We start from the raw sequence: 22,241 nt of genomic DNA on the forward strand, positions 1-22,241 counted from the left end.
TCTGTGGATAAAGTTTCTCCCAGTCTCAACGGATTGCGCCAAAAAAGATTTTTTTATCGGTCAGGTTATTACAGCGCATATACAGGTATCCACAGGGTAGCTTCACCACCCCGTAGGTAGAGCCCCGCCCCTCGTAAGGACCAGAAAAATACCAATTGTAGGTCATGGCATGAAGTATTTTGGGAGGAATCTGGTCCCTACTAGATAGGACCAGAGGAAGCTGGTCCCCACGCGTCCGCGCGCGATTCTGCTGCCCCAGGTAGCATAGCTAGGGTGACATCTAACCCAACCCCTGCCGTCCTGACCCTCAAAGACGCTTTCACCGAGTCAGCCCTCCGGGCACGGCTAGCCGTAACAGCGGTACCGATGCCCCGCTACGGCTGGGTGGCCCCCCTGCTTGTACTGGTACTGGCCGGGCTCATGCGTTTTGTGAACCTGGCTAACCCTAACGCCATCGTCTTTGACGAGACCTACTACGCTAAAGACGCCTACTCCCTGCTGCACTTTGGGTACGAGCGCAACTGGTCCGATACAGCCAACGAGACCTTCGTTGCCGGAGCTCCATCGGGCATCCTTGAAACCGCCGAATATGTGGTCCACCCGCCGGTTGGTAAGTGGATGATCGCCTTCGGTATGGCAATTTTTGGTGACGATAACCCCTTTGGCTGGCGATTTGCCGCAGCCCTAACAGGCACCCTGTCGGTGGGGCTGGTCATGCTCGCTGGCTGGCTTCTCTTCCGCTCAGTTACGGTTGCTACCTTGGCCGGCCTGCTGATTTCTATTGACGGTCTGCACTTTGTGCAGTCCCGTTTTGCCCTTCTCGATATCTTCCTCATGTTCTGGCTGCTGGCCACCTTCGTGGCTCTGCTGCTTGACCGCTATCAGGGTAGGTGTAGGCTCGCGGCCCGTATAGCGGCTCATGCTAGTGACCAGGGCGGCTCTCCCACCGACGACTTCATGCGCTACGGCCCCTGGCTGGGTTTCCGCTACTGGCGGTTTATCGCCGGTATCTGCGCGGGTCTGGCGGTTGGTGTCAAATGGAACGCCCTCTTCTTCATCGCTATCTTCGGTCTGATGACGGTTTTTTGGGATGCCAACGCCCGCCGTATCGCCGGTATCCGCCGCTGGTATATCTCGGGTTTCCTGAGCGACGGCATGTTCGCCTTCTTTGCCCTCATCGGTACTGGCCTGCTGACTTATCTGGCGACCTGGACCGGCTGGTTCCTCTCAGATTCTGCCTACAACCGCAACTGGGCCACGGAGCACCCCGGCGAGGGCGTTCTCTGGCTGCCAGAGTCTCTGCGCTCCCTCTGGGAGTACCACCGCTCTGCCTATGCCTTCCATTCAGGGCTGGATTCCCCCCACACCTACGAGTCCCCGGCCTGGCAGTGGCTGATTTTAGGGCGCCCCACCAGCTACTACTATGAGTCCCCTGACCTGGGCGTGAACGGCTGTACGGTTGAGTCCTGCTCTGAGGCGGTACTGAATATAGGCAACCCGCTCATCTGGTGGTCCTTTATCATCGTTGCGGCCCTGTCCCTGCTCATTGTGCTGCTGCGCCGCGACTGGCGTTTTGCGGCCCTTTTCGCGGTCTTTGCGGTGGGCTATTTCCCCTGGTTTGCCTACCCCGAGCGCACCATGTTCTTCTTTTACGCCCTCTCCTTCGAGCCCTACCTGATTCTTATGCTGGCAGGTATTTTGGGGCTGGCGCTAGGACGCCCCGGCGACAGCGTACGCCGCCGCCGGGCCGGGCTACTGGTGGTCGGGCTTTTTGTGGTCTTTGCGCTGTTAGTCTCTATCTACTACTGGCCTATTTGGACGGCCCAGACCGTCCCCTACACCGAGTGGCGCGAGCGCATGTGGTTTGACGCCTGGATTTAGGGGTTTACTTGGTCAGGAGTTCTTTGAGCTCCTGACGCTCTGCCCGGCGTTTGAGGGCTAGCTGCTTGCGGTAGCGGGTAGGCCAGGTCATGGCGAGGACGGCAACCGTGATGAAGAGAGTGAGGGCACCTGCGGTGGCGGCGGCGTCCACCCAGAACTGAGGCGGGTAGAGGCGGATAAGGGTGTCGCTCATGCGGAACTGCCAGTTGCCCTGGGGAAAGAAGACCTCGTGGAAGGTGGTGAATAAGGCTTCCCAGCCGATAGCACCAGCAACGCCCATGCCGATAAGCAGGGCTAGGGTGAGCCAGGCACCGGTGAAAAGGGAGGACCGCAGGACGCCCGGGGCCCGCAGGCGCAGGGTTCTAGCTGAGAGCAGGGCGAGGACCAACATGATGAGGGCAAAGGTCATACTGATCAGCATGACCCGTTTGACGTCGGTCATGTGCTCAACCTCGCTGGCAAGGAAGGCCTCTTGACCTCCGGTGGTGATATCGGCCAGGTAGGTGTGGGGGGCAAAGTTCAAGATATAGTCCAGCCCATAGGAGCCCAGACGCAGTCTTTCCTGGGTATCGAAGCCGTAGCTATCTGCCGGGAAACCGGGTCGATGGTATTCGAGCCAGAGGAAGGCGGGGCTGGCGACGGCACGCACAGCCAGCATGATGGTCAGTACGGGAACGGCCAGGGCGATGAGGGCCCGACGCAGCCCCAGCAGGCGGGGCTTGTCGTCTACCGCAACTTCGCGGGCTTCGGCGCGTTCTGCAGCCGGGGTAACTTCGGGAGCGGACGCGTTACCTCCGGGGGCTGCCACCGCAGCCAGGGGCGCGGTCCAGGGGGTAGCCTCGGAGGGATCGTCCGCCCCGGTCTGCTCTGCCGATGGGCTGGTGTCGCCTACCTCGTGGGCGGTAGGAGCCGGAATCTGAATACCGCGCTCAGCCCTGCGGGCTGACAGTAGGCTATCGGTCTTAGGCGGGGTGATAGCGGGGCTGAGTTTCTTCCACTCCTGGTTCTGGTCGGGCTGCTGGGCCACGGTGGGTTTCCTCCCGGGTGTCTAGGGTGCGTCTGCCTGTGTATTCTACGCGCTAGAAACTAAAAACTCCCGCCCGGGCACCGGGGGTGTTAGGGGCGAGAGTTTTGCAGTCTGTGCCGGTCAGGCTCTGGTCTTACCAGTTACCCTGCCAGGTGGAGTCGTGGTAGTTGGCAAAAGGAATGTTCCAGTCACCGTAGCCGTCGTCGGGGTCAGCCTGGGGGTAACCGGTGTTCACAGTCTCTACCACGTCGCCAACACCGAAGGTGTTGTAGAAGAACTTAGCGTCATCGGGCAGCATGCCGATGCAGCCGTGGGAGACGTTCGCGCGACCTACCGAAGCCCAGGCTGAGGGTAGGGCCTGGTGAACAAAGACACCGCCGGAGGTCAGTCGAGCAGTCCAGGAGGCCCAGAAAGGCTCGTAGTAGTGGGGGTCGTTTTCTGCTAGATTAAGAGAACCGGGGTTGAAGTAGTAGCTCTCAGCCTTTTCCATGATGACCAGCTGGCCCACCACAGAAGGCCATTCAGTGTTGCCTAGGGTAATGAAAGCTTCGCGCACCATGAGGTCATCGATATACATCTTGATGGTCTTAGTGTTGTTATCCGCAAAGGCGTAGCGCTTGTTCCAGGTCTTGAAGCTGCGGGTGGTGGTGTGGTTACCGATCATGCCGTTACCCACGTCAAGGCCGAACAGGTCGATGGTGACGGTAACAGTGGAGTTGGTAGCCCACTTGTCCTCGGGGCGGTAGCGCACCATGTAGTCGCTGTACCAACGGAACTTACCAGCCTGATCGCCACCACCCTTGACGGTGATGCGCTTTTCTACCTCGGCCTTGTTCAGGACGGGCTCAGAGAAGTTGAACTGGATGATTTTACCGATGCCGTAGCTAGCGCCCTCGTCAAAGTTCATGAGGGCATCTACCTCATAGGCAGCAGAGACAGTGGAGAAGGCACTCTCTCCGGTGCCTGAGGTACCTGCGGCGTCCTCAGCTTCCCACTCCACGGTGTAGTCGCTGTGGAAGAGCATGCGGTCGGTTGAGGCCCAGCTCTTGCCGTCTGCGGCTAGCTCACCGGCAAGCTCTTCGCCCTTGGCGGTGGTCACGGTGACCTTGGTGAGGGTCGAGTCAGCGGTGGTGACGGTGACGGTCTCGATGGGGTTAATCTCTACCTCATCGAGGGCGGGGTAGACCTCTACAGTACCGGTGAACTTAGCGGTGGGAGTGGGGCTCGAGCTTGCAGTCGCAGCGGCACTTGCGCTGCTGGTACTGCTCTCGGGTGTGGAGCAGGCAGCAAGAGTCATTGTGCCCAGAGCTCCTACGGTCACGAAGGACCGACGGGTAAAAGTGTCTCGGTTGGCTGCGTTGATGGGGTTGACCACGAACTTATCTTCCTTATGTCACGTACTGTGGGCGCAAGTGTGTTGTGTGCTCGTCAAAGTTTATCGGATAAGGGCTGTTTTTGATATAGGGCCTACAAGAAAACCCGTTGGTCATAGACCAACGGGTTATACCGAATCTCGCTCTAAACAGAACGTAGGGGTGGGTAGGATGCGTCCGCCTGCTCTTCTGCCGCGGGGCTGGTGGTGGGGGCGTCCAGGCGCACAACATCCCAGCCTTGGGGGGCGGTGAGTCGGTCGGCGTGGAATTCGCACAGGTCGTAGGCGTGGGGCTCCCGGTGTACCGAGAGGGGGCCGATCACAGCGGTTGACTGGGCGTAGGCATAGGTGAGCGTGAAAATAGCCTCACGCTGGCAGGTCTGGCGTGAGCACTGGCGGGTAATTGCCATGAATCAAGCCCTTCTTTCTTAGATAGCTTGCTTGCGGAGGCGGCGGCGTTCACGCTCTGATAAACCGCCCCAGATACCGAAGCGCTCGTCGTTTTCCATGGCGTATTCTAGGCAGGCTTCGCGAACAGGGCATTCGCTACATACTCGCTTAGCGTCGCGGGTTGATCCACCCTTTTCGGGGAAGAATGCCTCGGGGTCGGTCTGGGCACAGAGGGCATCTGCCTGCCAGGAGAGTTCGCCGTCGTCACCGTCTGTGCTGTAGATACCGGCGGCCTGCTGCCAAAGGGAGAGGGCGTCGGAGTCTGTGGAGAACATGTCGGTAGCTGAGCTGCTGGCGAGTGAGTTTGCACGGCCGCGGCTTTTGGGAGCGGCGGCGTTAAGCAAAGCGGTAGCCTGGTCTTCTAAATACTGGGCAGAGTGCATAGTGTGGTACTGGGCCACATCAGGCGTGCGCCCTGCAGCGCCCTGAGGTAGGCGGCTGTGGAGGCCCATATTCTTCCCTTTCATATCCCAAACAGAGGACAGAATAAAAAATTTCCCTGCACCTAATTACACGCGTGTAACGGCCCGTTCGTCAAGCTGGGATTAAAAAAGTCTTCTTCATACGAGATTCTCTCACAATAATTTGCGTTTCTCTGTGGTATATGCATTTACCTCAACCGGCCCCTTCTGGCTGCAAAGCGAGCGGTGCCCTAGAGTAGGGAGCATGACAGCATCATTTCTCCAGGTAGGTTCTTCTTTCCCACATTTCATGGTCCAGCTGGCTCAGCGCCAGTCCCCCGCCCTGCTCTGGTATTCGGTACCGGGTGAGCGCATCGAGCTTTCGGGCAGGGTTTTTGATAACTGGGTTGCTAAGACCGCTAATTTTTTGGTGGACGAGTGCGAGCTGGAACCCGGCTCCCTGCTGGCCCTGCCCGAGCGCCTGCACTGGCGGTCGCTAGTTTTGGCGGCAGCTGGTCTGCGGGTCGGGGCAACTCTGGCCTGGGGGCAGCAGGCGGGGGCGGACGTCCGCGCCGCCTTTGATATGTCAGAGCTAGAGGACGCTGAGGAAGAATACCTGTTGGCTGTCGCCGCCGAGCCACTGGCACCTCGTTTTATGGGACAGTTGCCGTCTGAGGTGCTTGATTATGCCGCTGAGGTGAGGTCCCACCCCGATGTCTATATGGGCTTAGCTAAACCTACCTCTGAGGGGCAAGCGTGGGCTGGCACCAGCTATAGCCAGCTGATGGAGCAGCTCACCGAGCAGGCTACGGCCCTGACTACCGAATATGAGCACGAAGTAGCCGCCCTCCAGGTTCCGGGGGAGCATTTTGATGCCACATACCTAAAGCAGGCTCTGGCGGTCATGGCCTCAGGCCGAGCTGCTCTGGTTCTCGACCCGGCGGTCACTTGGGAACAGGGCCGTCTTAGTCGAGTTTTGGGCGACGAACGGGCCCGGTCTCTGCCTTCTCAACGATAGGCAGGGAGCCGGTCATAATCTTAGTGGCCTCTTCAATCAGCTCGGCGCGCTTTTCTTCGGAGGTCTTATCGCCGTTATGGCTCCTGCTCTGAGAGAAGACCCAGAACTTGTACAGGAAGTAGCGCACGATAGTGCCCAAGATGGTACCGATGATGGTGCCCGAGATAAAGGACGCCCGCGGGCTGGTTAGGCCCAGTACGTAGACGCTAAAGAGCACGCAGGAGGCCTCAACACCGATGCCGATGGCGTTGACGATGCCGAATTCGATGGCCTCGCGCACCTTGTTGCCGGTGCGTTTTTCGCGGAAGGTCCACAGGCGGTTTGCTACCCAGGAGAAGATAGTGGCAACGATGCCGGCCACGACCTTGGCCTTGGCGTGCCCGTCGGAAAAGATAGAGTGCATGAGCGACCAGGTCACCGCCGAGTTAATGATGAAGGCCAGGCCACCGACGCTCAGGAACTGGGCTACTTCCCGGCCGTGACTGTGCCACAGGGTCTCTAGACGCTGTTTGAGTGCGCTCATAGTTTCTTCCCCTCGTCGTATGGTGCGGGCCCCTCCCGGCGGGAACTGGTATGAGTTCGGCAAGGAGCGTCTCAACGCACCGACTGAACTGGGGAGCAGGTCTTTAATTCTGTTCACATAGTACAGGCGCGGCCTTGTTCCCTGCCTGCTTACCGGGGTAGTGTTTTGCTCACAGATAGCGGGGCATTACCTAGGAGCTTGCCCAGCCTTGGGGGCCTGTTCAGCATGTAGCTGGGGCTTTTACAAGCACCGTCCACCCAGGTAGCCTAGTGAATGTGACTTACCCTATGACTGGACCCAAAATTGGTGTTGTAGGTGGCGGTCAGCTGGCGCGCATGATGGCGCCCGCCGCTACCGAGCTTGGCTTCGACCTTCGTATTCTTGCTGAGAGCGAGGACGTCTGTGCCCGCCGAGCGGTGCCATTCGCGCCGGTGGGTGACTACCGTGATTACGATACGCTGGCAGCTTTTGCCCGTGAGGTTGACGTGCTCACCTTCGATCATGAGCATGTGCCCACCGATTTTCTGCAACGTCTGATGGATGAGGGTGTCAATGTGCAGCCCCGCCCCACTGCCCTGGTATACGCCCAGGACAAGATTGAGATGCGCAAGGCCGTTGACCGTCTGGGTCTACCCAATCCCCGCTGGGCCGAAGTACGTACCCTGGACGAGCTCCTCGCCTTTGGCAAGGAGGGCGGCTGGCCTGTTGTTCTGAAGACCCCGCGGGGCGGCTATGACGGTAAGGGCGTGATGGTGCTCGATGATGAGCAGGACGCCCGCGAGAAGTCAGCGCCCTGGTTTGAGCAGCTGCCGGCCCGCACCGACTTTTCGGCGCTCCTGGTGGAGGAAAAGGTTCCTTTCACCCGCGAGCTCTCTGCCCTGGTAGCCCGCCGAGATTCAGGGCAGGTGATAGCCTGGCCGGTCGCTGAGTCCATTCAGGTGAACTCGGTCTGCGACGAGGTCATTGCCCCTGCCTCCGGTATCTCCCCAGAGGTAGCGGAAGCTGCCCAGGCCGCCGCCCTCAAGGTTGCTACCGAACTGGGTGTTACCGGTGTGATGGCCGCCGAGCTCTTTGAGGTTCCCGGTTCTGAGGCGGGCTTCCTGATTAACGAATTCACCATGCGCCCCCACAACTCCGGCCACTGGACCCAGGACGGCTCCGTTACCAGCCAGTTCGAACAGCACCTGCGAGCCGTTGCCAACTACCCGCTAGGAGCCACCGGCATCAAGGGCGAGATCGCCCTGATGAAGAACTTCTTGGGCGGCACCAACGACGATATCTTCGGCGTCTACCCGCAGCTCATGGAAGACTACCCGGCCGCCAAGGTGCACTACTACGGCAAGGCAGTCAAGCCCGGCCGCAAGATTGGGCACATCAATATGACCGGTCCCGCAAATGAGCTAGCGGCCCTCCGCCAGCAGGCTATCGCAGCAGCTTCTCTGCTCACCAACGGCCCCTCCACCCCCTAACTCCGCAGGCCCAGCCCGGCCCTACCCAGGTGGGGCGGGCGTCCGCACCACCCCTACCTTCAAGGAGCAAGATGACCTCCCCCTACGACTCCAATAACCCCATTGTCGGCATCGTGATGGGCTCAGACTCAGACTGGCCGGTCATGGAAGCAGCAGCTGAGGTGCTCGAAGAATTTGGTATACCCTACGAGGCAGATGTGGTCTCAGCCCACCGCATGCCCGAAGACATGATTGCCTACGGGCGTGAAGCAGCAGACCGCGGTATCCGCGTCATCATTGCCGGTGCCGGCGGTGCAGCCCACCTGCCCGGCATGCTGGCCTCTGTTACCCCCCTGCCCGTGGTCGGTGTGCCGGTCAAGCTCAAGTCCCTCGACGGTATGGATTCGCTCCTGTCGATTGTGCAGATGCCTGCCGGTGTTCCCGTCGCAACTGTCTCCATCAACGGCGCCCGCAACGCCGGCCTGTTAGCCCTGCGTATGCTCGGGTCAGGGAGTGACGGCTTTGCCCGCCAGGTACGGGCCGACCTCGTAGACTTCGCCGCTTCCCTGCGCCAGACCGCCATGGACAAGGGTGCCGCTCTGCGCGCCAAGGTTGAAGACCACAAGGCAGAACTCGATGGTGAAGGGGCCGCCCCCAGCGCACCCGCACAGTCACTCACCGCCCCTGCCCACAACGACGAGCAAGACGGCCAGCAGAAGACCCCCTACGCTCCCTAACCCGATACCGGGCGCTCCGGCCTGCCCCCCCTTCGGCAAGTTCAGGAAGAGCACCCCGGGAGCACCCAGCTTCTTTCAGTAGTGTGGTTGAGTAGATTTCAAGCTACTCAACCACACTCGGTTATTTTTCAGGCCCCACCACACCAGGGAGGCAAACACATGTCCGGTGAGCGCAAGCGCCCACGCTCCGCAACCCCTATCACGGGTATCAGGGGGCGAGGCCAGCACCTGGTAGACCCCACCTACACCGACCCTCTGCGGCACCCCGAAGCGGCGTCGGCCTCCGTCCGTACCCGCCGGGCCTGGCTCCTACTCCTGCTCACCCTCTTCCTCCCGGGCTCTGCCCAGCTACTCACCGGGCAGAAAACCCTGGGCCGTCGAGCCCTGAAGGTTACCTTTACCGTCTGGGGCCTTGTGCTAGCTCTGCTGCTACTCTGGACGCTCCGCCGCACCCTGGTGCTTTCCCTGGTCACCAATACCTGGGTGCTGCTACTTGTAGCAGCAGCTCTGTTGGGCCTAGCTATTGGCTGGGTCTATCTCTTCCTAGCAACCCTGCGCGCCATTCGGCCGGGCCTGCTCGAAGGCCGCTCTAAGCCCCTGGTTACCCTGGCCCTGGTCGCCTGCATCGCCCTCACCGGCGGCGGGCTAGGCTACGCCGCCTACATCACCTGGGTAGGGCGCGGGGCCCTCGGCAACATCTTCGCAGGTGGCACCCCCATCAAGGAACAGGACGGCCGCTACAATATCCTGCTCATGGGCGGGGACGCCGGCGCCGACCGCGTAGGCCGCCGCCCCGACTCCATGACCGTGGTCTCCATCGACGCCACCACCGGCCAAGCCATCACCATCTCAGTACCCCGCAACCTACAAAACGCCATCTTCGAAGACGGCTCCCCCCTCTGGGAGGTTTATCCCGAGGGCTTCAACTGCGGCGACGAGTGCATCCTCAACGCCCTCTACCCCACCGTCACCGCCGACTACGCTGACCTCTACCCCGGGGCAGATGACCCCGGTGCTGAAGCCACCATGGACGCTGTCTCCGGCGTCCTCGGTATCACCGTTGAGAACTACATCCTCATTGATATGTCGGGCTTTGAGCAGCTCATCGACGCTCTAGGCGGCATCACCATTGACGTAGGCGGCTACGTACCCATCGGCGGTGGAACCAACGAAATCACCGGCCTACCCAACCCCATCGACGGCTACATCGAACCCGGCCTGCAGCACCTCGACGGCTTCCACGCCCTCTGGTACGCCCGCTCCCGCGAAGGGGCCTCCGACTACGACCGCCAGGCCCGACAGCGCTGCGTACAGGCAGCCATGCTCAAGCAGCTCGACCCCGCCAACGTACTCACCAAGTTCGCAGACATCACCGCCGCCGGCGAACAGGTCATCGAAACCAACATCCCCCAAAACGGCCTGGCAGCCCTGGGTGATGTCGCCCTCAAGTCCAAGAACTACGACCTGATTCAGTTCGCAGCAGGTCCCCCCTACTTCGACACCCTCTTCCCCACCTACCCCGACTTCGACCAGCTCCATACCGCGGTACAGCAGGTCATTGCCGACTCAGCCTCAGGCATCCAGCCCACCGCCGCAACCGAAGCTGCCGCAGCTACCGGCTCGACCGCGTCCGCCCCCTCAGGGCTCGACGTCATCGAAACCGCCGCCTACCGCGCACAACTCACCTCAGAGCTCAGCGAGAACGGCACCTGCTCCGTCCCCTAGAGCCACGATAAGCGGCGAGACGGTAAGCTGGTGCTCATGAGTACAATTCTGCAGTCAGATATTTGGGCAAAGCTCCAGGAAGCCAATGGTCACCGGGTCTTCCGTGGACAAGGTGAGGGCTGGCGCTACATGGCCACCCTCGAAGGCGGCTCAACCGGTCGCTACCTCTACGCCCCCTACGGGCCCGAAGCCGACAGCGCTGCCGCTTTCGATGCAGCTATCGCCGATATGAAGCGTGTAGCAGCAGAGAACAAGTGCTGGTTTATTCGTGTCGAGCCCACCAATAGCGCCATCTGGGAACCTCAGAGCGGTGAAGCCTTCCTCGCAGCCCGCGGGTTTACCCTTTCACCGCGCCAGGTACAGCCTGGCCACACCCAAATCATCGACCTAACGCTGACCGAAGAAGAGCTACTCAAAAACATCGGCTCAAGCAACCGCAACCTGCACCGCAACATCCACAAAAAAGGCGTAACCTTCGAAAAATCCCAGGACCCCGCAGATATTAAAATTCTGCTCAAGTACCTCGACGAAACCGCCGGTCGAGCAGGCTTCAACCGCCAGCAGGACGACTACCTCACCCGCGTCGCCCAGGTCCTCATGCCCGCCGACGCCGCCACCCTCTTCATCGCCAAGGTAGACGGCGAGCCCATCGGCGCCTCCCTCATCTACGATTCAGACGACACCCGCGTCTACGCCCACACCGCTACCTCCTATGAGCACCGCAAACTCAAGGTCGGCAACCCCCTGCTCTCCACCATCATCCTGGACGCCAAAGAAAAGGGCCTAACCTACATGGACCTCTTCGGCATCGCCCCCAACGACGACCCCAACCACGAATGGGCTGGCTTCACCAAGTTCAAGAAGTCCTTCGGCGGCACCTCGGTAGCCTACCCCGGCACCTGGGACCTACCCGTCTCAACCGCTGGCTACAAGGCCTACCAGGGCATCCGCGCAGGACGCGAAGCCCTAGCCCAGGGCAAAAAGTTCGCCACCGGCACCCTGCTTCCCAAGGCCAAGGACGCCGTCGGTAAGGTTCGCGCGCGTATCGGTAAGTAAAAGATTGAGCAGGTCTTCCCTGCACTGACTAACCTTCTTGGGCTCGCGCTGGGCGCTCGCCCAATTCATGCCAGCCCCAGCCAGTCGGCTTTCGGGAAGACCTGCTCAATCTTCTAGTATTCGAACCTACATCTGCTCTAGAGTTCTAACGGTTCATGGTTCCGGCGATCATTGCCGAGTAGCGGGAGAGCTTGTGCTCGGCCTCGATCAGGCGCACGGTGCCTGACTTAGAGCGCATGACCAGGGACTGGGTCGTGACGGTGTCGCGGCCATAACGCACACCGCGCAGCAGCTTACCGTCGGTAATGCCGGTTGCGGCGAAGAAACAGTTATCGGTGGTGACCAGTTCGTCAGTGGTCAGTACTGCATCGAGGTCGTGACCGGCGTCCAGCGCCTTCTGGCGTTCAGCGTCATCGATGGGGGCCAGGCGGCCCTGGATAATACCACCGGTGGCCTTGATAGCGCAGGCAGCCACAATACCTTCGGGGGTGCCGCCGGTGCCCATCATCAGATCCACGCCGGTGCCCTCGCGGCAGGCTGCGATAGCGCCAGCCACATCGCCATCGAGAATCATGCGGGTACGGGCGCCGGTAGCACGGATCTCTTCAACCAGCTTGGCGTGACGGGGGCGGTCTAACACACAGACGGTGAGCTGACTGATGCTAGTGCCCTTTGCCTTAGCCACCAGGTGCAGGTTCTGCTTAACGGGAAGGCGCAGATCAACCATATCGGCCGCATCAGGACCGGTAACCAGCTTCTCCATGTAGAAGACAGCGGAGGGGTCAAACATGGTGCCGCCTTCAGCTACCGCAATAACTGAGAGCGCGTTATCCATGCCCAGGGCGGTCAGGCGGGTACCGTCAATCGGGTCAACAGCAACATCAAACTTAGCGCCTGAGCCGTCGCCCACCTGCTCCCCGTTGAAAAGCATGGGGGCCTCGTCCTTCTCGCCCTCGCCAATCACCACGGTGCCATTGAAGTGAACAGTCTTGAGGCGAGCGCGCATGGCATCGACAGCAGCACCATCGGCCATATTCTTATCGCCTGCACCCACCAGCGGGCCCGAGGCAATAGCAGCAGCCTCGGTTGCGCGCACCAGTTCCAGCGCCAGGTTACGATCTTCGTTACTTACGTTTGACATGACTCACCTTCGAGTAGCTTCTAACAGTGCCAGCTGGCTCCCTGCGCGGGGCGCTCAGCCTCCACACTCTAGACTACTCGCTTCCCCGCCGTGTTACGGGCCGGTGCGCCCCTACTTGACACAGATGACGCCGGTAATTCTCGCTCGCAAGTGGCATAGGGCGCCCCCTTTAGACCAGAATAGAAGGCGTGACTTCATCGACTAACCCCAGCAACCAGCCCCTGCCCCAGGCGTCCGCACCTGGAACCCAGGCCCCGGACGCCACCGAGCAGGTAGTCCCACAAATTACCGAAAAGCAGGCTGCCCGCATCAATGCGCCCGCCCGCAATATGGTGATTTCGATGATCGTCATGGTGCTCCTGCTGCTGCCGGTGATCTGGCTGATGCCGCAGCCCAACAAAAACCCCTACCGACCCACCGTTGACCTCCCTGTGATTGCCTACGAGGCCAGCGCCCAGGCAGGCTACCCGGTTGCAGCCGCCGAACAGGAAGGCTGGCACTACAACTACGCCCGCTGGAACACCGGTCAGGCGGACGGCATCAACTACTGGTCAACCGGCCAAGTCACCCCCTCCAACGAATTTATCGAGCTCATTCAGGCCACCAACACCAACCCCACCTGGGTTGCCCAGACCGTAGGGCAGGCTGTACCCGAAGCTACGGTGCAGGCCGGGGGCGTGGACTGGGACGTGCGCTCTCTCGTGGACGCTGACGACAAGAGCAAGGTCACCACTTTCTACATCGGCGAGGTGGACGGCACCACCGTCATCCTCAAGGGTGAAGCCGAGGCAGCTGAGTTCCAGGCCCTGGCTGAGGCTACTGTCGCCTACATGGCAGCTCCCTCTTCCACCGCTTCCCCCACCCCCTCAAGCGGAATCCAGTAAGCCGCCCACCGGCGTCCTTTCAAAAATGTAATTCACCTTACACAGGTCTTGGGGCTGGCAGGTTGCTAGGTTAGACCTAAGCCACTGCGAAAGGACGTCAGCTATGACCGCTATCGAAACCCCCGTCCAGGCATGGGAACGCCTTGTTGAAGGCAATGCCCGCTTTGTGGAGGGCAACCGCTCCCACCCCCATCAGGACGCCGCCCGTCGTGCTGAACTCGTAGCTGGCCAGCACCCCTTCGCCGCCATTTTCGGTTGTGGCGACTCCCGTCTGGCAGCAGAAATTATTTTCGACCTCGGCCTAGGCGATGCCTTTGTGGTACGTACGGCGGGGCAGGTGCTGGACGACGCAGTCCTCGGCTCCCTGGAATACGCCAGCGGTGAGCTCAAGACCCCGCTGATTATGGTGTTGGGCCATGACTCCTGTGGCGCGATTACGGCTACCCAGAAGGCCCTGGTGGAGGGTGAAATGCCCGGCGGGTTTATCCGTAACCTGGTGGAGGGTATTTTGCCGTCGGTGATTTCCCCGGCCCTGCCCGAGGGGGCCACTATCAACGATATGGTGGTGGAGCATACCCGTCAGACTGCGGCCCGTATTGCTGAGCAGTCCGGGATTATCCGTGAAGGTATCGAGGACGGCTCCCTGGCCGTCATTGGCGTCTTCTACCACCTGGCCGACGGCAAGGCCGACCTGGTCTACTCATCCTCACCACTGATTACTATCTAGAATCTTCAGCCGGGCTGTACTCCACATTCGGCGCAGAGCCTGCTCTTGCGTCATTTTTACGACGGGTGCGACAGCCGTCACGGCGGCGTATTAGACTAGGCAGTATGGCTGAAAACACTGAATACCGCATTGAACACGACACCATGGGTGAGGTCCGCGTACCCGTAGACGCCCTCTACCGCGCCCAGACCCAGCGTGCCGTTGAAAACTTCCCCATCTCAGGCCAGACACTGGAGTCTGCCCACATCCGCGCCCTCGCCCTCATCAAGAAGGCCGCCGCCAGCGCCAACGAAGAGCTCGGCGTCCTGGACTCAACCCGTGCCCAGGCGATCCGCGACGCAGCAGACCTCGTTGCCGCCGGTGACTACGATGAGCACTTCCCCATCGACGTCTTCCAGACCGGCTCCGGCACCTCCTCCAACATGAACACCAACGAGGTGCTGGCAACCCTGGCCAACAAGGCCCTGGAGGGTCAGGACGTCGAGGTCCACCCCAACGACCACGTGAACGCCTCCCAGTCCTCCAACGACGTCTTCCCCACCTCCGTGCATGTGGCTGCCACCGAGGCCCTGCTCAAGGACCTGGTCCCTGCCCTGGAATACCTGGCCGATTCCCTGGAGCGCAAGGCTGTGGAGTTCAAGGACGTCGTCAAGTCCGGCCGCACCCACCTGATGGACGCCACCCCCGTGACCCTGGGCCAGGAGTTCTCCGGCTACGCAGCCCAGGTGCGCTACGGTGTTGAGCGTATCCACGCTTCCCTACCGCGCGTCGCCGAGGTTCCCCTGGGCGGCACCGCCGTGGGCACCGGCATCAACACCCCCGACGGCTTCTCCGCCCGCGTCATTGAGCTGCTGGCTGAAGAAACCGGCCTGCCCCTGACCGAGGCCCGCAACCACTTTGAGGCCCAGGCCAACCGTGACGGCCTGATCGAGGCCTCCGGCCAGCTGCGCAATATCGCCTACTCCTTCATGAAGATCAACAATGATATTCGCTGGATGGGCTCAGGCCCCAACACCGGCCTGGGTGAGCTGCACATTCCCGACCTGCAGCCCGGTTCCTCCATCATGCCCGGTAAGGTCAACCCCGTCATCTGTGAAGCAGCCATTATGGTCTGCGCCCAGGTTATCGGTAACGACACCACCATCGCCCTGTCCTCCACCAACGGTGCCTTCGAGCTGAACGTGGGTATCCCGGTCATGGCCGCCAACTTGCTGCAGTCCATCCGCCTGCTGGCCAACACCTCTCGCGTGATGGCCGACAAGATGATTGACGGCCTGGAAGCCAACGTGGAGCGTGCCCGCTTCCTGGCTGAGGCCTCCCCCTCAACCGTGACCCCCATGAACAAGCTGATTGGCTACGAGGCAGCGGCCAAGATCGCCAAGTACTCGGTGGCTAACAAGACCACCGTGCGCGAGGCCGTCATCGCCCTGGGTTATGTTGAGCGCGGCGAGGTCACTGAGGCCCAGCTCGACGAGGCCCTGGACGTCACCAAGATGCTGGGTAACTTCTAAACATACCGAGCGAAGGACGCTCTGGTCGTCCGAGCCTACAAGGGCGGGCTTCCCTCTACGGGAAGCCCGCCCTTTGTGTGCCTCTCTTGTGAACTAGCGCTCAGGGGCACGTGACCACATAGATAGTCCAAGAATAAACAAAAGCTAGACCAAAAGGAGTAGACTAAGAAAAGTAAGGGTACAGATTATTGAAAGGTTGCCCCGTGAAACTCGCTGATCAACTCATCCAGCAACTCATAGACGCCGGCGTAGAACGTATCTACGGTGTCGTAGGAGACTCCCTTAACCCCATCGTCGATGCAGTCCGTGCCAGCGGTGGATCTACCAAGGGCGGCATCGACTGGATTCACGTACGCCACGAAGAGGTCGCGGCTTTTGCCGCAGCAGCAGAAGCACAGGTCACCGGCAAGCTCGCCGTATGCGCAGGGTCCTGCGGCCCCGGCAATACCCACCTCATCAATGGCCTCTACGACGCGCACCGCTCGGGCGCGCCCGTCCTAGCTATCGCTTCCCATATCCCCTCTGCACAAATCGGCACCAGCTACTTCCAAGAAACCCACCCCGACCGCCTCTTCGCCGAGTGCTCCAGCTACTCAGAAATGGCTATCAGCCCCGCTCAGACACTGCGCATCATGAACTCCGCCATGCGCCACGCGGTTGCCAACCGCGGTGTTGCGGTTGTCTCGATTCCCGGCGATATCGCCGCTGAGGACGCCGTGGACTACGTACCTGCCTGGGGCGATATGCGCCGCGGCACCATGACCCCGGACCAGGCAACCGTGCAAGAAATCGCTGACCGCATCAATGCCGCAGACAAGGTCGCCATCTTTGCAGGTATCGGAGCTAAGGGAGCCCATGATGAGCTGGTTGCCCTGGCCAATGCCGCCGCCGCACCGGTGGGCCATTCCATGCGCGGGAAAATGTACGTCCAGTACGATAACCCCTTCGACGTGGGCATGACCGGGCTTCTGGGCTACGGCGAGGCTGCTGAGGGCCTTAAAGAAGCAGACCTGATGCTCCTGCTCGGCACCGATTTTCCCTACGACCAGTTCCTACCCGATACCGACACCATCCAGATTGACCGCTCCGCTCAGGTACTGGGCCGCCGCACTAACGTGAGCCTGCTGGTTGAGGCTGATGTTGCAGCGACCCTGCGGGCTGTCCTACCCCTTATCAAGCGCAAGAAGAACCGTTCTTTCCTTGAGCGCCTGCTCAAGAAGAACGAAAAAATCATGACCAAGGTCGTGGGTGCCTATACCAAGAAGCCATCAAAAAGGGCCCTATCCACCCCGAATACGCCACGGCGATCCTGGATGAGCTCGCCGCCGACGATGCCATCTTCACAGCAGATACCGGCATGTGTAACGTGTGGACGGCCCGCTATATCACTCCCAACGGCAAGCGTGAGCTACTCGGTTCCTTCCTACACGGATCCATGGCTAACGCCCTCCCTCACGCCATTGGCGCTCAGGTTGCCGCCCCGGATCGCCAGGTTATCTCGGTATCGGGCGACGGTGGTCTCTCCATGCTTCTGGGCGACTTGCTGACCGCCCGTATGTATAACCTGCCCCTGACCGTAGTGGTCTACAACAACTCCACCCTCGGCATGGTCAAGCTCGAGCAGCTAGTTCAGGGCTTCGAGGACTACGGAGTTGATGTGCCCGACACCAACTACGCTGCCATCGCCACCGCCATGGGCTTTGAGGCGGAGCGCGTTACCGACCCCCAGAAACTGGAAAAGGCGCTCTCTCATGCCCTAGCCCACCGGGGCCCGTCCCTCGTTGAGGTCATTACCGACCCCAACGCACTCTCTATGCCGCCCGAGGTGGAAGCCTCACAGATTGTTGGGTTTGCGACTTCGCTCTCCAAAATTGCCCTCAATCGCGGGGCCGGTGAAGCTGTAGCAATGGCTCGTTCTAACCTGCGTAACGCCAGCGCCTGGCGTCAGCTCACCTAAACCAGTTCTCATACAACTAGAGGTGGGGCCCGTTCTGCGGGCCCCACCTGTTTTAACCTCGTAGTACGAGAGATTAGTCTGCGCGAAGAATCAGGGCATCGCCCTGGCCTCCGCCACCACCCAGGGCAATAGCACCACCGTGGGGGGGGTGACCTTCTGCAGGTCAAGACCAAGTTCACGGGCAGAGGCCGCAGAGACAGCAGCAAAAGCCTCGTTGATTTCCACATGGTCTAGGTCGGCCGCGGTGAGCCCGACCTTGTCGAGAGCGGCGGCGATAGCGCGGGAGGGCTGGTAGTGCAGTACGTCCTCTGGGCCAGCGGTGTTTGCTTCAGTGAATTCGTGGCTTGAGAGCACCAGGGCCGCTGCCCCGTCAGACAGCGGGGAGGCATTCCCTGCGGTAATCGTATCGCCCTGCTCAAAAGCGGGCGGCAGTTGAGCGAGCACCTCAACCGTGGTTCCCTCGCGCACGCCCTCGTCGGCGCTGACCTCGGTGACCTGCCCCTTGCGTCCTTTCACCTGAACCGGGGCAATTTCGGCATCAAAAAGACCGGCGGACGCAGCGGCCTGGGCCCGCTGGTGGGAAGCGGCCGCGATGGCGTCCTGCTCCTGGCGGGGCACCTTAAAGCGGGCGTTAGACCCCTCGGCCAGCACCCCTATCGACTCCCCGCTCTGGGCATCGGTGAGGGCATCACGCTCAACAGCATCGAGCACACCGGTAGCTCCGAAGACCCTGCCCGAGCGGAAATCCGGCAGCAAGAAAGGGGCACGAGAAAAGGGCCCCATAATCTTGCCCTGGGGGGGTGCGAGCAGCACCGATAATGACAGCGTCCTTGTTGTGGGTCTGCATGTTTCTTCCTTCTGCAGCAGCGTCGCTGCACCGGCTATCTCAGGGATTTCTTAGAGACTGACCCCCGGCGCCATGTCGGTCAAGACTAGACCGGTGAAAGGCGCTGCTCACACGCTTTAAGCGTGTAATAGGTGGCTTATTTTTCCCTCACAGCCGCCCAGTGAGTAGGCTTAAGGAATGGAACCATCGCCCCGCAGCCACACCTACTGGTCTTTTATTGACCGGGTTGGCGAGAATCTTGCCGACCAGAACGATATACCCGTCAATGTTGACGCAACCCTACTTGCCATGTCGCTGAACCGCGCATCCGTGGCTATTACCCACGATTTTGAGTCGAAAGTGCACCGCCCAGCCGGCAGCTCCTGGGCGGCCTATCGGGTGCTTTTTGCCCTTTGGCACTCCGGGGCAACCTCGGCTAGTTCCCTGGCCAATATCACCGGCATGACCAGGGCTGCTGTCTCAAACATCAGCAAGCCCCTAGAGACCAAGGGCTTGATTACCAAGGCTAAGGACCCCGAGGACGGGCGCGGCACCCTTGTTAAGCTCACCCCCGCCGGCACCGACTTCGTCAGCTCTACCTTTGCCCGGCAGAACCAGCTTGAAACCGTGTGGGCCGAGAAACTGACCCCCGTTGAGCGCACCATGCTGGTTGAGCTTCTGCGCAAGCTCTCAGCCGAAGCCTAGCTATCGCGCTTCTAGGTCGAATCGGGCGCCGTTCTGCCAGTGCAGGGCGGCGTCGATTCTATCGAGCATGCGCTCACTGCAATAGTTAGCTAGCTGATCTACCGGCACCCAGAGCACCTGGCTGGATTCTTCGTCGTTGACCCGGGCCTGCCCCGAGATGTAGCGGCAATAGAAGGTGTGGTCGAGGAACTGGCAGCGGTCCCCGTTATCAAAGGTCATGGGCGGGTCGGCTTTCAGCTGGGCGAAGCCTACGACTTCAATCACCACGCCGGCCTCTTCTTCGGCCTCACGTAGGCAGGTCAGGGCGGGGTTCTCACCGGGATCGACGATTCCGGTCACCGGCGTCCAGGCCCCGGTATCGCTGCGACGCACCAGCAGAATATCTCCGTTATCCCGCTGGATCACGGCAGTAGCGCCCGAAAGCCAGAGTATATCAGAGCCAATTTTGGCTCGCAGGTCGGTAATAAATTGTGGGGTAGGCATATTTTCCTTTCGTGGGCAGATACCCGGTGCGGACGCTCGAAGGCAGCAGCCACGCGAGGCCAGCTAGGTTGCGGGAAAGAGCAGGGCGAGGGTGGTGCCAAGAAGCATAAAGGGACCAAAAGCTATGTGGGTGCGGCCCGTAGCCCGACGGGTAAGTATAAGCGCGAGGGAATATAGGCCACCGGTCAGAAAAATGAGCAGGTTACCCCAGAGCAGATTCAGGGGCGAGAAATAGGCGAGCAAAAGACCTAGAACTCCGGCCAGTTTCACATCCCCCATGCCTAGGGCCCCGCGGGAGGCCAAACGCATAAGGGCATAGAAGCCAAACATGACAGCAGCTCCGTAGGCAGTCTGTCGCGCCTGAGCAAAGGGGTCGGGGGCCACCAGCAGGATAACTCCAAACAGGGGTAGGCCCACCAGGGCATAGAGCGGTAGAACAATACGGTCGGGCAGACGGTGCTCGCGCACATCAACAACCCACAACCGGGCGGCAGCCACCAGGTAATAGCCCATCACCCAGACCAAGAGCAAGGCGGCAAGAGCCGACTGCCAGCGTCCGCCCAGCCCTTCTTCCGCTAGGCTATATATCTGTTCGAGCATAGCCGCCCCGGCTAATCTTAGGAACCAAACCGGCGCTGCCGCTGGGCGTAATCGCGTAGGGCCCGCAAGAAATCAACCCGGCGGAAGTCAGGCCACAGGGCCTCGCAGAAATAAAACTCGGAGTAGGCCGACTGCCAGGTCATAAAGCCCGAAAGGCGCTGCTCCCCCGAGGTCCGAATCAGCAGGTCCGGGTCGGGCATACCGCTGGTGTACAGATGGTGGGAAATATCGTCGCTGGTCAGACTCGAAGCGAGTTCTTCGAGACTTCGGCCGGAGGCTGCCGCCTCACGCAGCAGGCCGCGCACGGCGTCCGTAATCTCCTGACGCCCACCGTACCCAACAGCGATGTTCACCTGCAGCCCGCTGACCGCCGCCGTTTCTTCAACAGCCACCTCAAAGGCAGAGCGCAAACTCGCTGGCAGGGATTCCAGCTGACCCACCGGGCGAACCCGAGCCAGGCCGCTGGCGGTCAGACGCCCCACGAACCCCTCAATGACCTCAACCAGGTCATTCAGCTCGTCGCTACTGCGCTTCAGGTTCTCGGTAGACAGCATGTAGAGGGTCACCATCGGAATCTTCAATTCCGTGCACCAGCCCAGGAACTCAATGATACGGGCAGCACCTGCCTCGTGACCGTGCTTGGTGCTCTCCCCCAGCAGGGCAGCCCAGCGGCGGTTACCATCGACCAGCACACCAATGTGCTGGGGCAGTTTCTCCGCTGGAATCGCAGAAATCAGGGACCGCTCATACACCGTGTACAGTGGCTGCGGTAGCTTCATGTGCTGCTCCTGGTTGTAGGGTGGCAGGTTTGTCTTTACCCTGCTCATTCTACCTGCAAGGCGAGCTCGGGCAGGCCCCTGCCCTCCTCTGCGCAAGTGGGCGGACGCCCCGCCCCGACTCCCTGCCCGTCATTTCAGCTTCTAGCTACCCCCTAGACCGCACTTATTTTGAACTGCCATACTAAATATATGGCTTCACGTGTTCACCGCTCCCAGACCTCCGGCTCATCAACCGCACCCCACCAGGGCGTACTTGACCGGCTGACCGACGTGCAACGCGAAATCATCGATTTCTACCGCGAGAACGGCAAGCCCCTACTCCGCGGCTGGATTCACGCAGGCTTTGCGCCCGTAGCCTTTATCGCCGGCATCGTACTCATCGTCCTCTCTGGCGGGGGCCTAGTGGGCGTCGGATGCGCCATATTTGCTCTCACAGGCGTCCTGCTCTTTGGCATCTCCGGTATCTACCACCGCGGCTTCTGGTCAGCCAGGGCTCGCATGCTCCTCAAGCGACTCGACCACGCTAATATCACCCTACTCATCGCGGGCACCTATACCCCGGTAGCCCTAACCCTCCTTGAGGGCACCCAGCAGGCCATCCTGCTCTGGAGCATCTGGGGCTGTGCCCTCTCCGTCACCCTCTTCAGGGTCTTCTGGACAGGAGCCCCCCGCTGGCTCTACACCCCCATCTACGTTGTGATGGGCCTGATGGCGGTCTTCTACCTAGGTGACTTCTGGCAGGTCTCCCCCGTCGCCACCGTACTCATCGCCACCGGCGGAGCCAGCTACATCATCGGAGCCATCTTCTACGGCACCAAACGCCCCGCCATGGCTCCGCAAACCTTTGGCTTCCACGAGCTCTTCCATGTCTTTACCGTGCTCGGCTTTATCCAGCACTACATCGCCGTGATGTTCTGCATCTTTGTATAAGCTCACCCCGTGACCTTTAAACTAAAGGACGCCGCACCCGGCCGGGTGCGGCGTCCTTAT

Annotated in this window: 21 protein-coding genes and 1 pseudogene; 12 read left to right on the forward strand and 10 right to left on the reverse strand. The window is 60.7% G+C overall.

The features are described from left to right. Positions 1-264: 264 nt before the first annotated feature. A complete protein-coding gene (locus tag QM007_RS08960) occupies positions 265-1,881 on the forward strand; it encodes a dolichyl-phosphate-mannose--protein mannosyltransferase (protein ID WP_502949105.1) in 1,617 nt (538 codons plus the stop codon). 4 nt (positions 1,882-1,885) lie between these two features. Here the strand turns inward: QM007_RS08960 and QM007_RS08965 are convergent, their stop codons facing one another. The 4 genes from QM007_RS08965 to QM007_RS08980 form a co-directional block, all read right to left on the reverse strand. Beyond that, entirely contained in the window at positions 1,886-2,908 is a 1,023-nt protein-coding gene (locus QM007_RS08965) for a TIGR01906 family membrane protein (protein ID WP_283489643.1), read from the reverse strand. Between the two features lie 133 nt (positions 2,909-3,041). Continuing rightward, the gene (locus tag QM007_RS08970; RefSeq protein ID WP_283489644.1) at positions 3,042-4,283 is read right to left on the reverse strand and encodes a L,D-transpeptidase; all 1,242 of its coding nucleotides are present in this window, start codon (positions 4,281-4,283) and stop codon (positions 3,042-3,044) included. A 143-nt stretch (positions 4,284-4,426) separates the two neighbouring features. After that, a complete protein-coding gene (locus QM007_RS08975) occupies positions 4,427-4,690 on the reverse strand; it encodes a DUF3499 domain-containing protein (protein ID WP_283489645.1) in 264 nt (87 codons plus the stop codon). A gap of 18 nt (positions 4,691-4,708) precedes the next feature. Beyond that, positions 4,709-5,182 carry a WhiB family transcriptional regulator gene (locus tag QM007_RS08980; protein ID WP_283489646.1) on the reverse strand — a complete coding sequence of 158 codons (474 nt, stop codon included), beginning with the start codon at positions 5,180-5,182 and terminating at the stop codon, positions 4,709-4,711. Positions 5,183-5,396: 214 nt separating this feature from the next. Here QM007_RS08980 and QM007_RS08985 point away from each other — a divergent pair, with 214 nt between their 5' ends. After that, positions 5,397-6,149, forward strand: a complete 753-nt coding sequence (locus QM007_RS08985; RefSeq protein WP_283489647.1) for a TIGR03089 family protein — start codon at positions 5,397-5,399, stop codon at positions 6,147-6,149. On the opposite strand, the gene QM007_RS08990 is transcribed toward QM007_RS08985, so the two are convergent. After that, on the reverse strand, positions 6,097-6,672 hold the full coding sequence (locus QM007_RS08990) for a GtrA family protein (RefSeq protein ID WP_283489648.1): 576 nt from the start codon (positions 6,670-6,672) through the stop codon (positions 6,097-6,099). The two genes, QM007_RS08985 and QM007_RS08990, sit on opposite strands and share 53 nt — an antisense overlap. Positions 6,673-6,959: 287 nt before the next feature. Between QM007_RS08990 and QM007_RS08995 the strand changes: the two genes are divergently transcribed. The 4 genes from QM007_RS08995 (at position 6,960) to QM007_RS09010 (ending at position 11,638) form a co-directional block, all read left to right on the forward strand. Then, positions 6,960-8,141, forward strand: coding sequence for a 5-(carboxyamino)imidazole ribonucleotide synthase (locus tag QM007_RS08995; RefSeq protein WP_283489649.1), 1,182 nt, complete (start codon positions 6,960-6,962; stop codon positions 8,139-8,141). A gap of 71 nt (positions 8,142-8,212) precedes the next feature. Beyond that, a complete protein-coding gene (gene purE / locus QM007_RS09000; RefSeq protein WP_283489650.1) occupies positions 8,213-8,857 on the forward strand; it encodes a 5-(carboxyamino)imidazole ribonucleotide mutase in 645 nt (214 codons plus the stop codon). Positions 8,858-9,016: 159 nt separating this feature from the next. Further along, positions 9,017-10,582 (forward strand): LCP family protein, encoded by a 1,566-nt coding sequence (locus tag QM007_RS09005; protein WP_283489651.1) that lies wholly within the window; start codon positions 9,017-9,019, stop codon positions 10,580-10,582. Positions 10,583-10,618: 36 nt separating this feature from the next. Continuing rightward, complete coding sequence (locus tag QM007_RS09010; RefSeq protein ID WP_283489652.1) at positions 10,619-11,638, forward strand: lipid II:glycine glycyltransferase FemX; 1,020 nt, start codon at positions 10,619-10,621, stop codon at positions 11,636-11,638. A gap of 145 nt (positions 11,639-11,783) precedes the next feature. Here the strand turns inward: QM007_RS09010 and glpX are convergent, their stop codons facing one another. Beyond that, positions 11,784-12,779, reverse strand: coding sequence for a class II fructose-bisphosphatase (gene glpX / locus QM007_RS09015; RefSeq protein ID WP_283489653.1), 996 nt, complete (start codon positions 12,777-12,779; stop codon positions 11,784-11,786). Between the two features lie 188 nt (positions 12,780-12,967). Here glpX and QM007_RS09020 point away from each other — a divergent pair, with 188 nt between their 5' ends. The 4 genes and pseudogenes from QM007_RS09020 (at position 12,968) to QM007_RS09035 (ending at position 17,858) form a co-directional block, all read left to right on the forward strand. Next, positions 12,968-13,663: a DUF4245 domain-containing protein gene (locus QM007_RS09020; RefSeq protein WP_283489654.1), complete on the forward strand. Its 696-nt coding sequence runs from the start codon at positions 12,968-12,970 to the stop codon at positions 13,661-13,663. A 103-nt stretch (positions 13,664-13,766) separates the two neighbouring features. Then, positions 13,767-14,390, forward strand: coding sequence for a carbonic anhydrase (locus QM007_RS09025; RefSeq protein WP_283489655.1), 624 nt, complete (start codon positions 13,767-13,769; stop codon positions 14,388-14,390). A 104-nt stretch (positions 14,391-14,494) separates the two neighbouring features. Then, positions 14,495-15,901 carry a class II fumarate hydratase gene (locus QM007_RS09030; RefSeq protein ID WP_283489656.1) on the forward strand — a complete coding sequence of 469 codons (1,407 nt, stop codon included), beginning with the start codon at positions 14,495-14,497 and terminating at the stop codon, positions 15,899-15,901. A 203-nt stretch (positions 15,902-16,104) separates the two neighbouring features. Continuing rightward, a pseudogene (locus tag QM007_RS09035) lies at positions 16,105-17,858 on the forward strand (pyruvate dehydrogenase). Positions 17,859-17,948: 90 nt separating this feature from the next. Here the strand turns inward: QM007_RS09035 and QM007_RS09040 are convergent. Further along, the gene (locus tag QM007_RS09040) at positions 17,949-18,671 is read right to left on the reverse strand and encodes a thiolase family protein (protein ID WP_283489657.1); all 723 of its coding nucleotides are present in this window, start codon (positions 18,669-18,671) and stop codon (positions 17,949-17,951) included. 211 nt (positions 18,672-18,882) lie between these two features. On the opposite strand from QM007_RS09040, the gene QM007_RS09045 reads away from it, so the two are divergent. After that, entirely contained in the window at positions 18,883-19,389 is a 507-nt protein-coding gene (locus QM007_RS09045; protein ID WP_283489658.1) for a MarR family winged helix-turn-helix transcriptional regulator, read from the forward strand. Here QM007_RS09045 and QM007_RS09050 read toward each other — a convergent pair whose 3' ends face one another. The 3 genes from QM007_RS09050 to QM007_RS09060 form a co-directional block, all read right to left on the reverse strand. After that, complete coding sequence (locus tag QM007_RS09050; protein ID WP_283489659.1) at positions 19,390-19,872, reverse strand: NUDIX hydrolase; 483 nt, start codon at positions 19,870-19,872, stop codon at positions 19,390-19,392. Between the two features lie 63 nt (positions 19,873-19,935). Next, positions 19,936-20,472, reverse strand: a complete 537-nt coding sequence (locus QM007_RS09055) for a prepilin peptidase (protein WP_283489660.1) — start codon at positions 20,470-20,472, stop codon at positions 19,936-19,938. Between the two features lie 17 nt (positions 20,473-20,489). Further along, complete coding sequence (locus QM007_RS09060) at positions 20,490-21,251, reverse strand: isoprenyl transferase (RefSeq protein WP_283489661.1); 762 nt, start codon at positions 21,249-21,251, stop codon at positions 20,490-20,492. Between the two features lie 189 nt (positions 21,252-21,440). On the opposite strand from QM007_RS09060, the gene trhA reads away from it, so the two are divergent. Then, the gene (gene trhA, locus QM007_RS09065) at positions 21,441-22,181 is read left to right on the forward strand and encodes a PAQR family membrane homeostasis protein TrhA (RefSeq protein ID WP_283489662.1); all 741 of its coding nucleotides are present in this window, start codon (positions 21,441-21,443) and stop codon (positions 22,179-22,181) included. Positions 22,182-22,241: the final 60 nt, after the last annotated feature.

The organism is Rothia sp. SD9660Na, assembly GCF_030064065.1.
Taxonomy (GTDB): Bacteria; Actinomycetota; Actinomycetes; order Actinomycetales; family Micrococcaceae; genus Rothia.

Bases quoted from the DNA above. Each gene is read 5' to 3' on its own strand.
- QM007_RS08975 (WP_283489645.1), bottom strand. From the start codon at position 4,690: ATGGCAATTACCCGCCAGTGCTCACGCCAGACCTGCCAGCGTGAGGCT.
- QM007_RS08980 (WP_283489646.1), bottom strand. From the start codon at position 5,182: ATGGGCCTCCACAGCCGCCTACCTCAGGGCGCTGCAGGGCGCACGCCT.
- QM007_RS08985 (WP_283489647.1), top strand. From the start codon at position 5,397: ATGACAGCATCATTTCTCCAGGTAGGTTCTTCTTTCCCACATTTCATG.
- QM007_RS08990 (WP_283489648.1), bottom strand. From the start codon at position 6,672: ATGAGCGCACTCAAACAGCGTCTAGAGACCCTGTGGCACAGTCACGGC.
- QM007_RS08995 (WP_283489649.1), top strand. From the start codon at position 6,960: ATGACTGGACCCAAAATTGGTGTTGTAGGTGGCGGTCAGCTGGCGCGC.
- purE (WP_283489650.1), top strand. From the start codon at position 8,213: ATGACCTCCCCCTACGACTCCAATAACCCCATTGTCGGCATCGTGATG.
- QM007_RS09005 (WP_283489651.1), top strand. From the start codon at position 9,017: ATGTCCGGTGAGCGCAAGCGCCCACGCTCCGCAACCCCTATCACGGGT.
- QM007_RS09010 (WP_283489652.1), top strand. From the start codon at position 10,619: ATGAGTACAATTCTGCAGTCAGATATTTGGGCAAAGCTCCAGGAAGCC.
- glpX (WP_283489653.1), bottom strand. From the start codon at position 12,779: ATGTCAAACGTAAGTAACGAAGATCGTAACCTGGCGCTGGAACTGGTG.
- QM007_RS09025 (WP_283489655.1), top strand. From the start codon at position 13,767: ATGACCGCTATCGAAACCCCCGTCCAGGCATGGGAACGCCTTGTTGAA.
- QM007_RS09030 (WP_283489656.1), top strand. From the start codon at position 14,495: ATGGCTGAAAACACTGAATACCGCATTGAACACGACACCATGGGTGAG.
- QM007_RS09045 (WP_283489658.1), top strand. From the start codon at position 18,883: ATGGAACCATCGCCCCGCAGCCACACCTACTGGTCTTTTATTGACCGG.
- QM007_RS09050 (WP_283489659.1), bottom strand. From the start codon at position 19,872: ATGCCTACCCCACAATTTATTACCGACCTGCGAGCCAAAATTGGCTCT.
- QM007_RS09055 (WP_283489660.1), bottom strand. From the start codon at position 20,472: ATGCTCGAACAGATATATAGCCTAGCGGAAGAAGGGCTGGGCGGACGC.
- QM007_RS09060 (WP_283489661.1), bottom strand. From the start codon at position 21,251: ATGAAGCTACCGCAGCCACTGTACACGGTGTATGAGCGGTCCCTGATT.
- trhA (WP_283489662.1), top strand. From the start codon at position 21,441: ATGGCTTCACGTGTTCACCGCTCCCAGACCTCCGGCTCATCAACCGCA.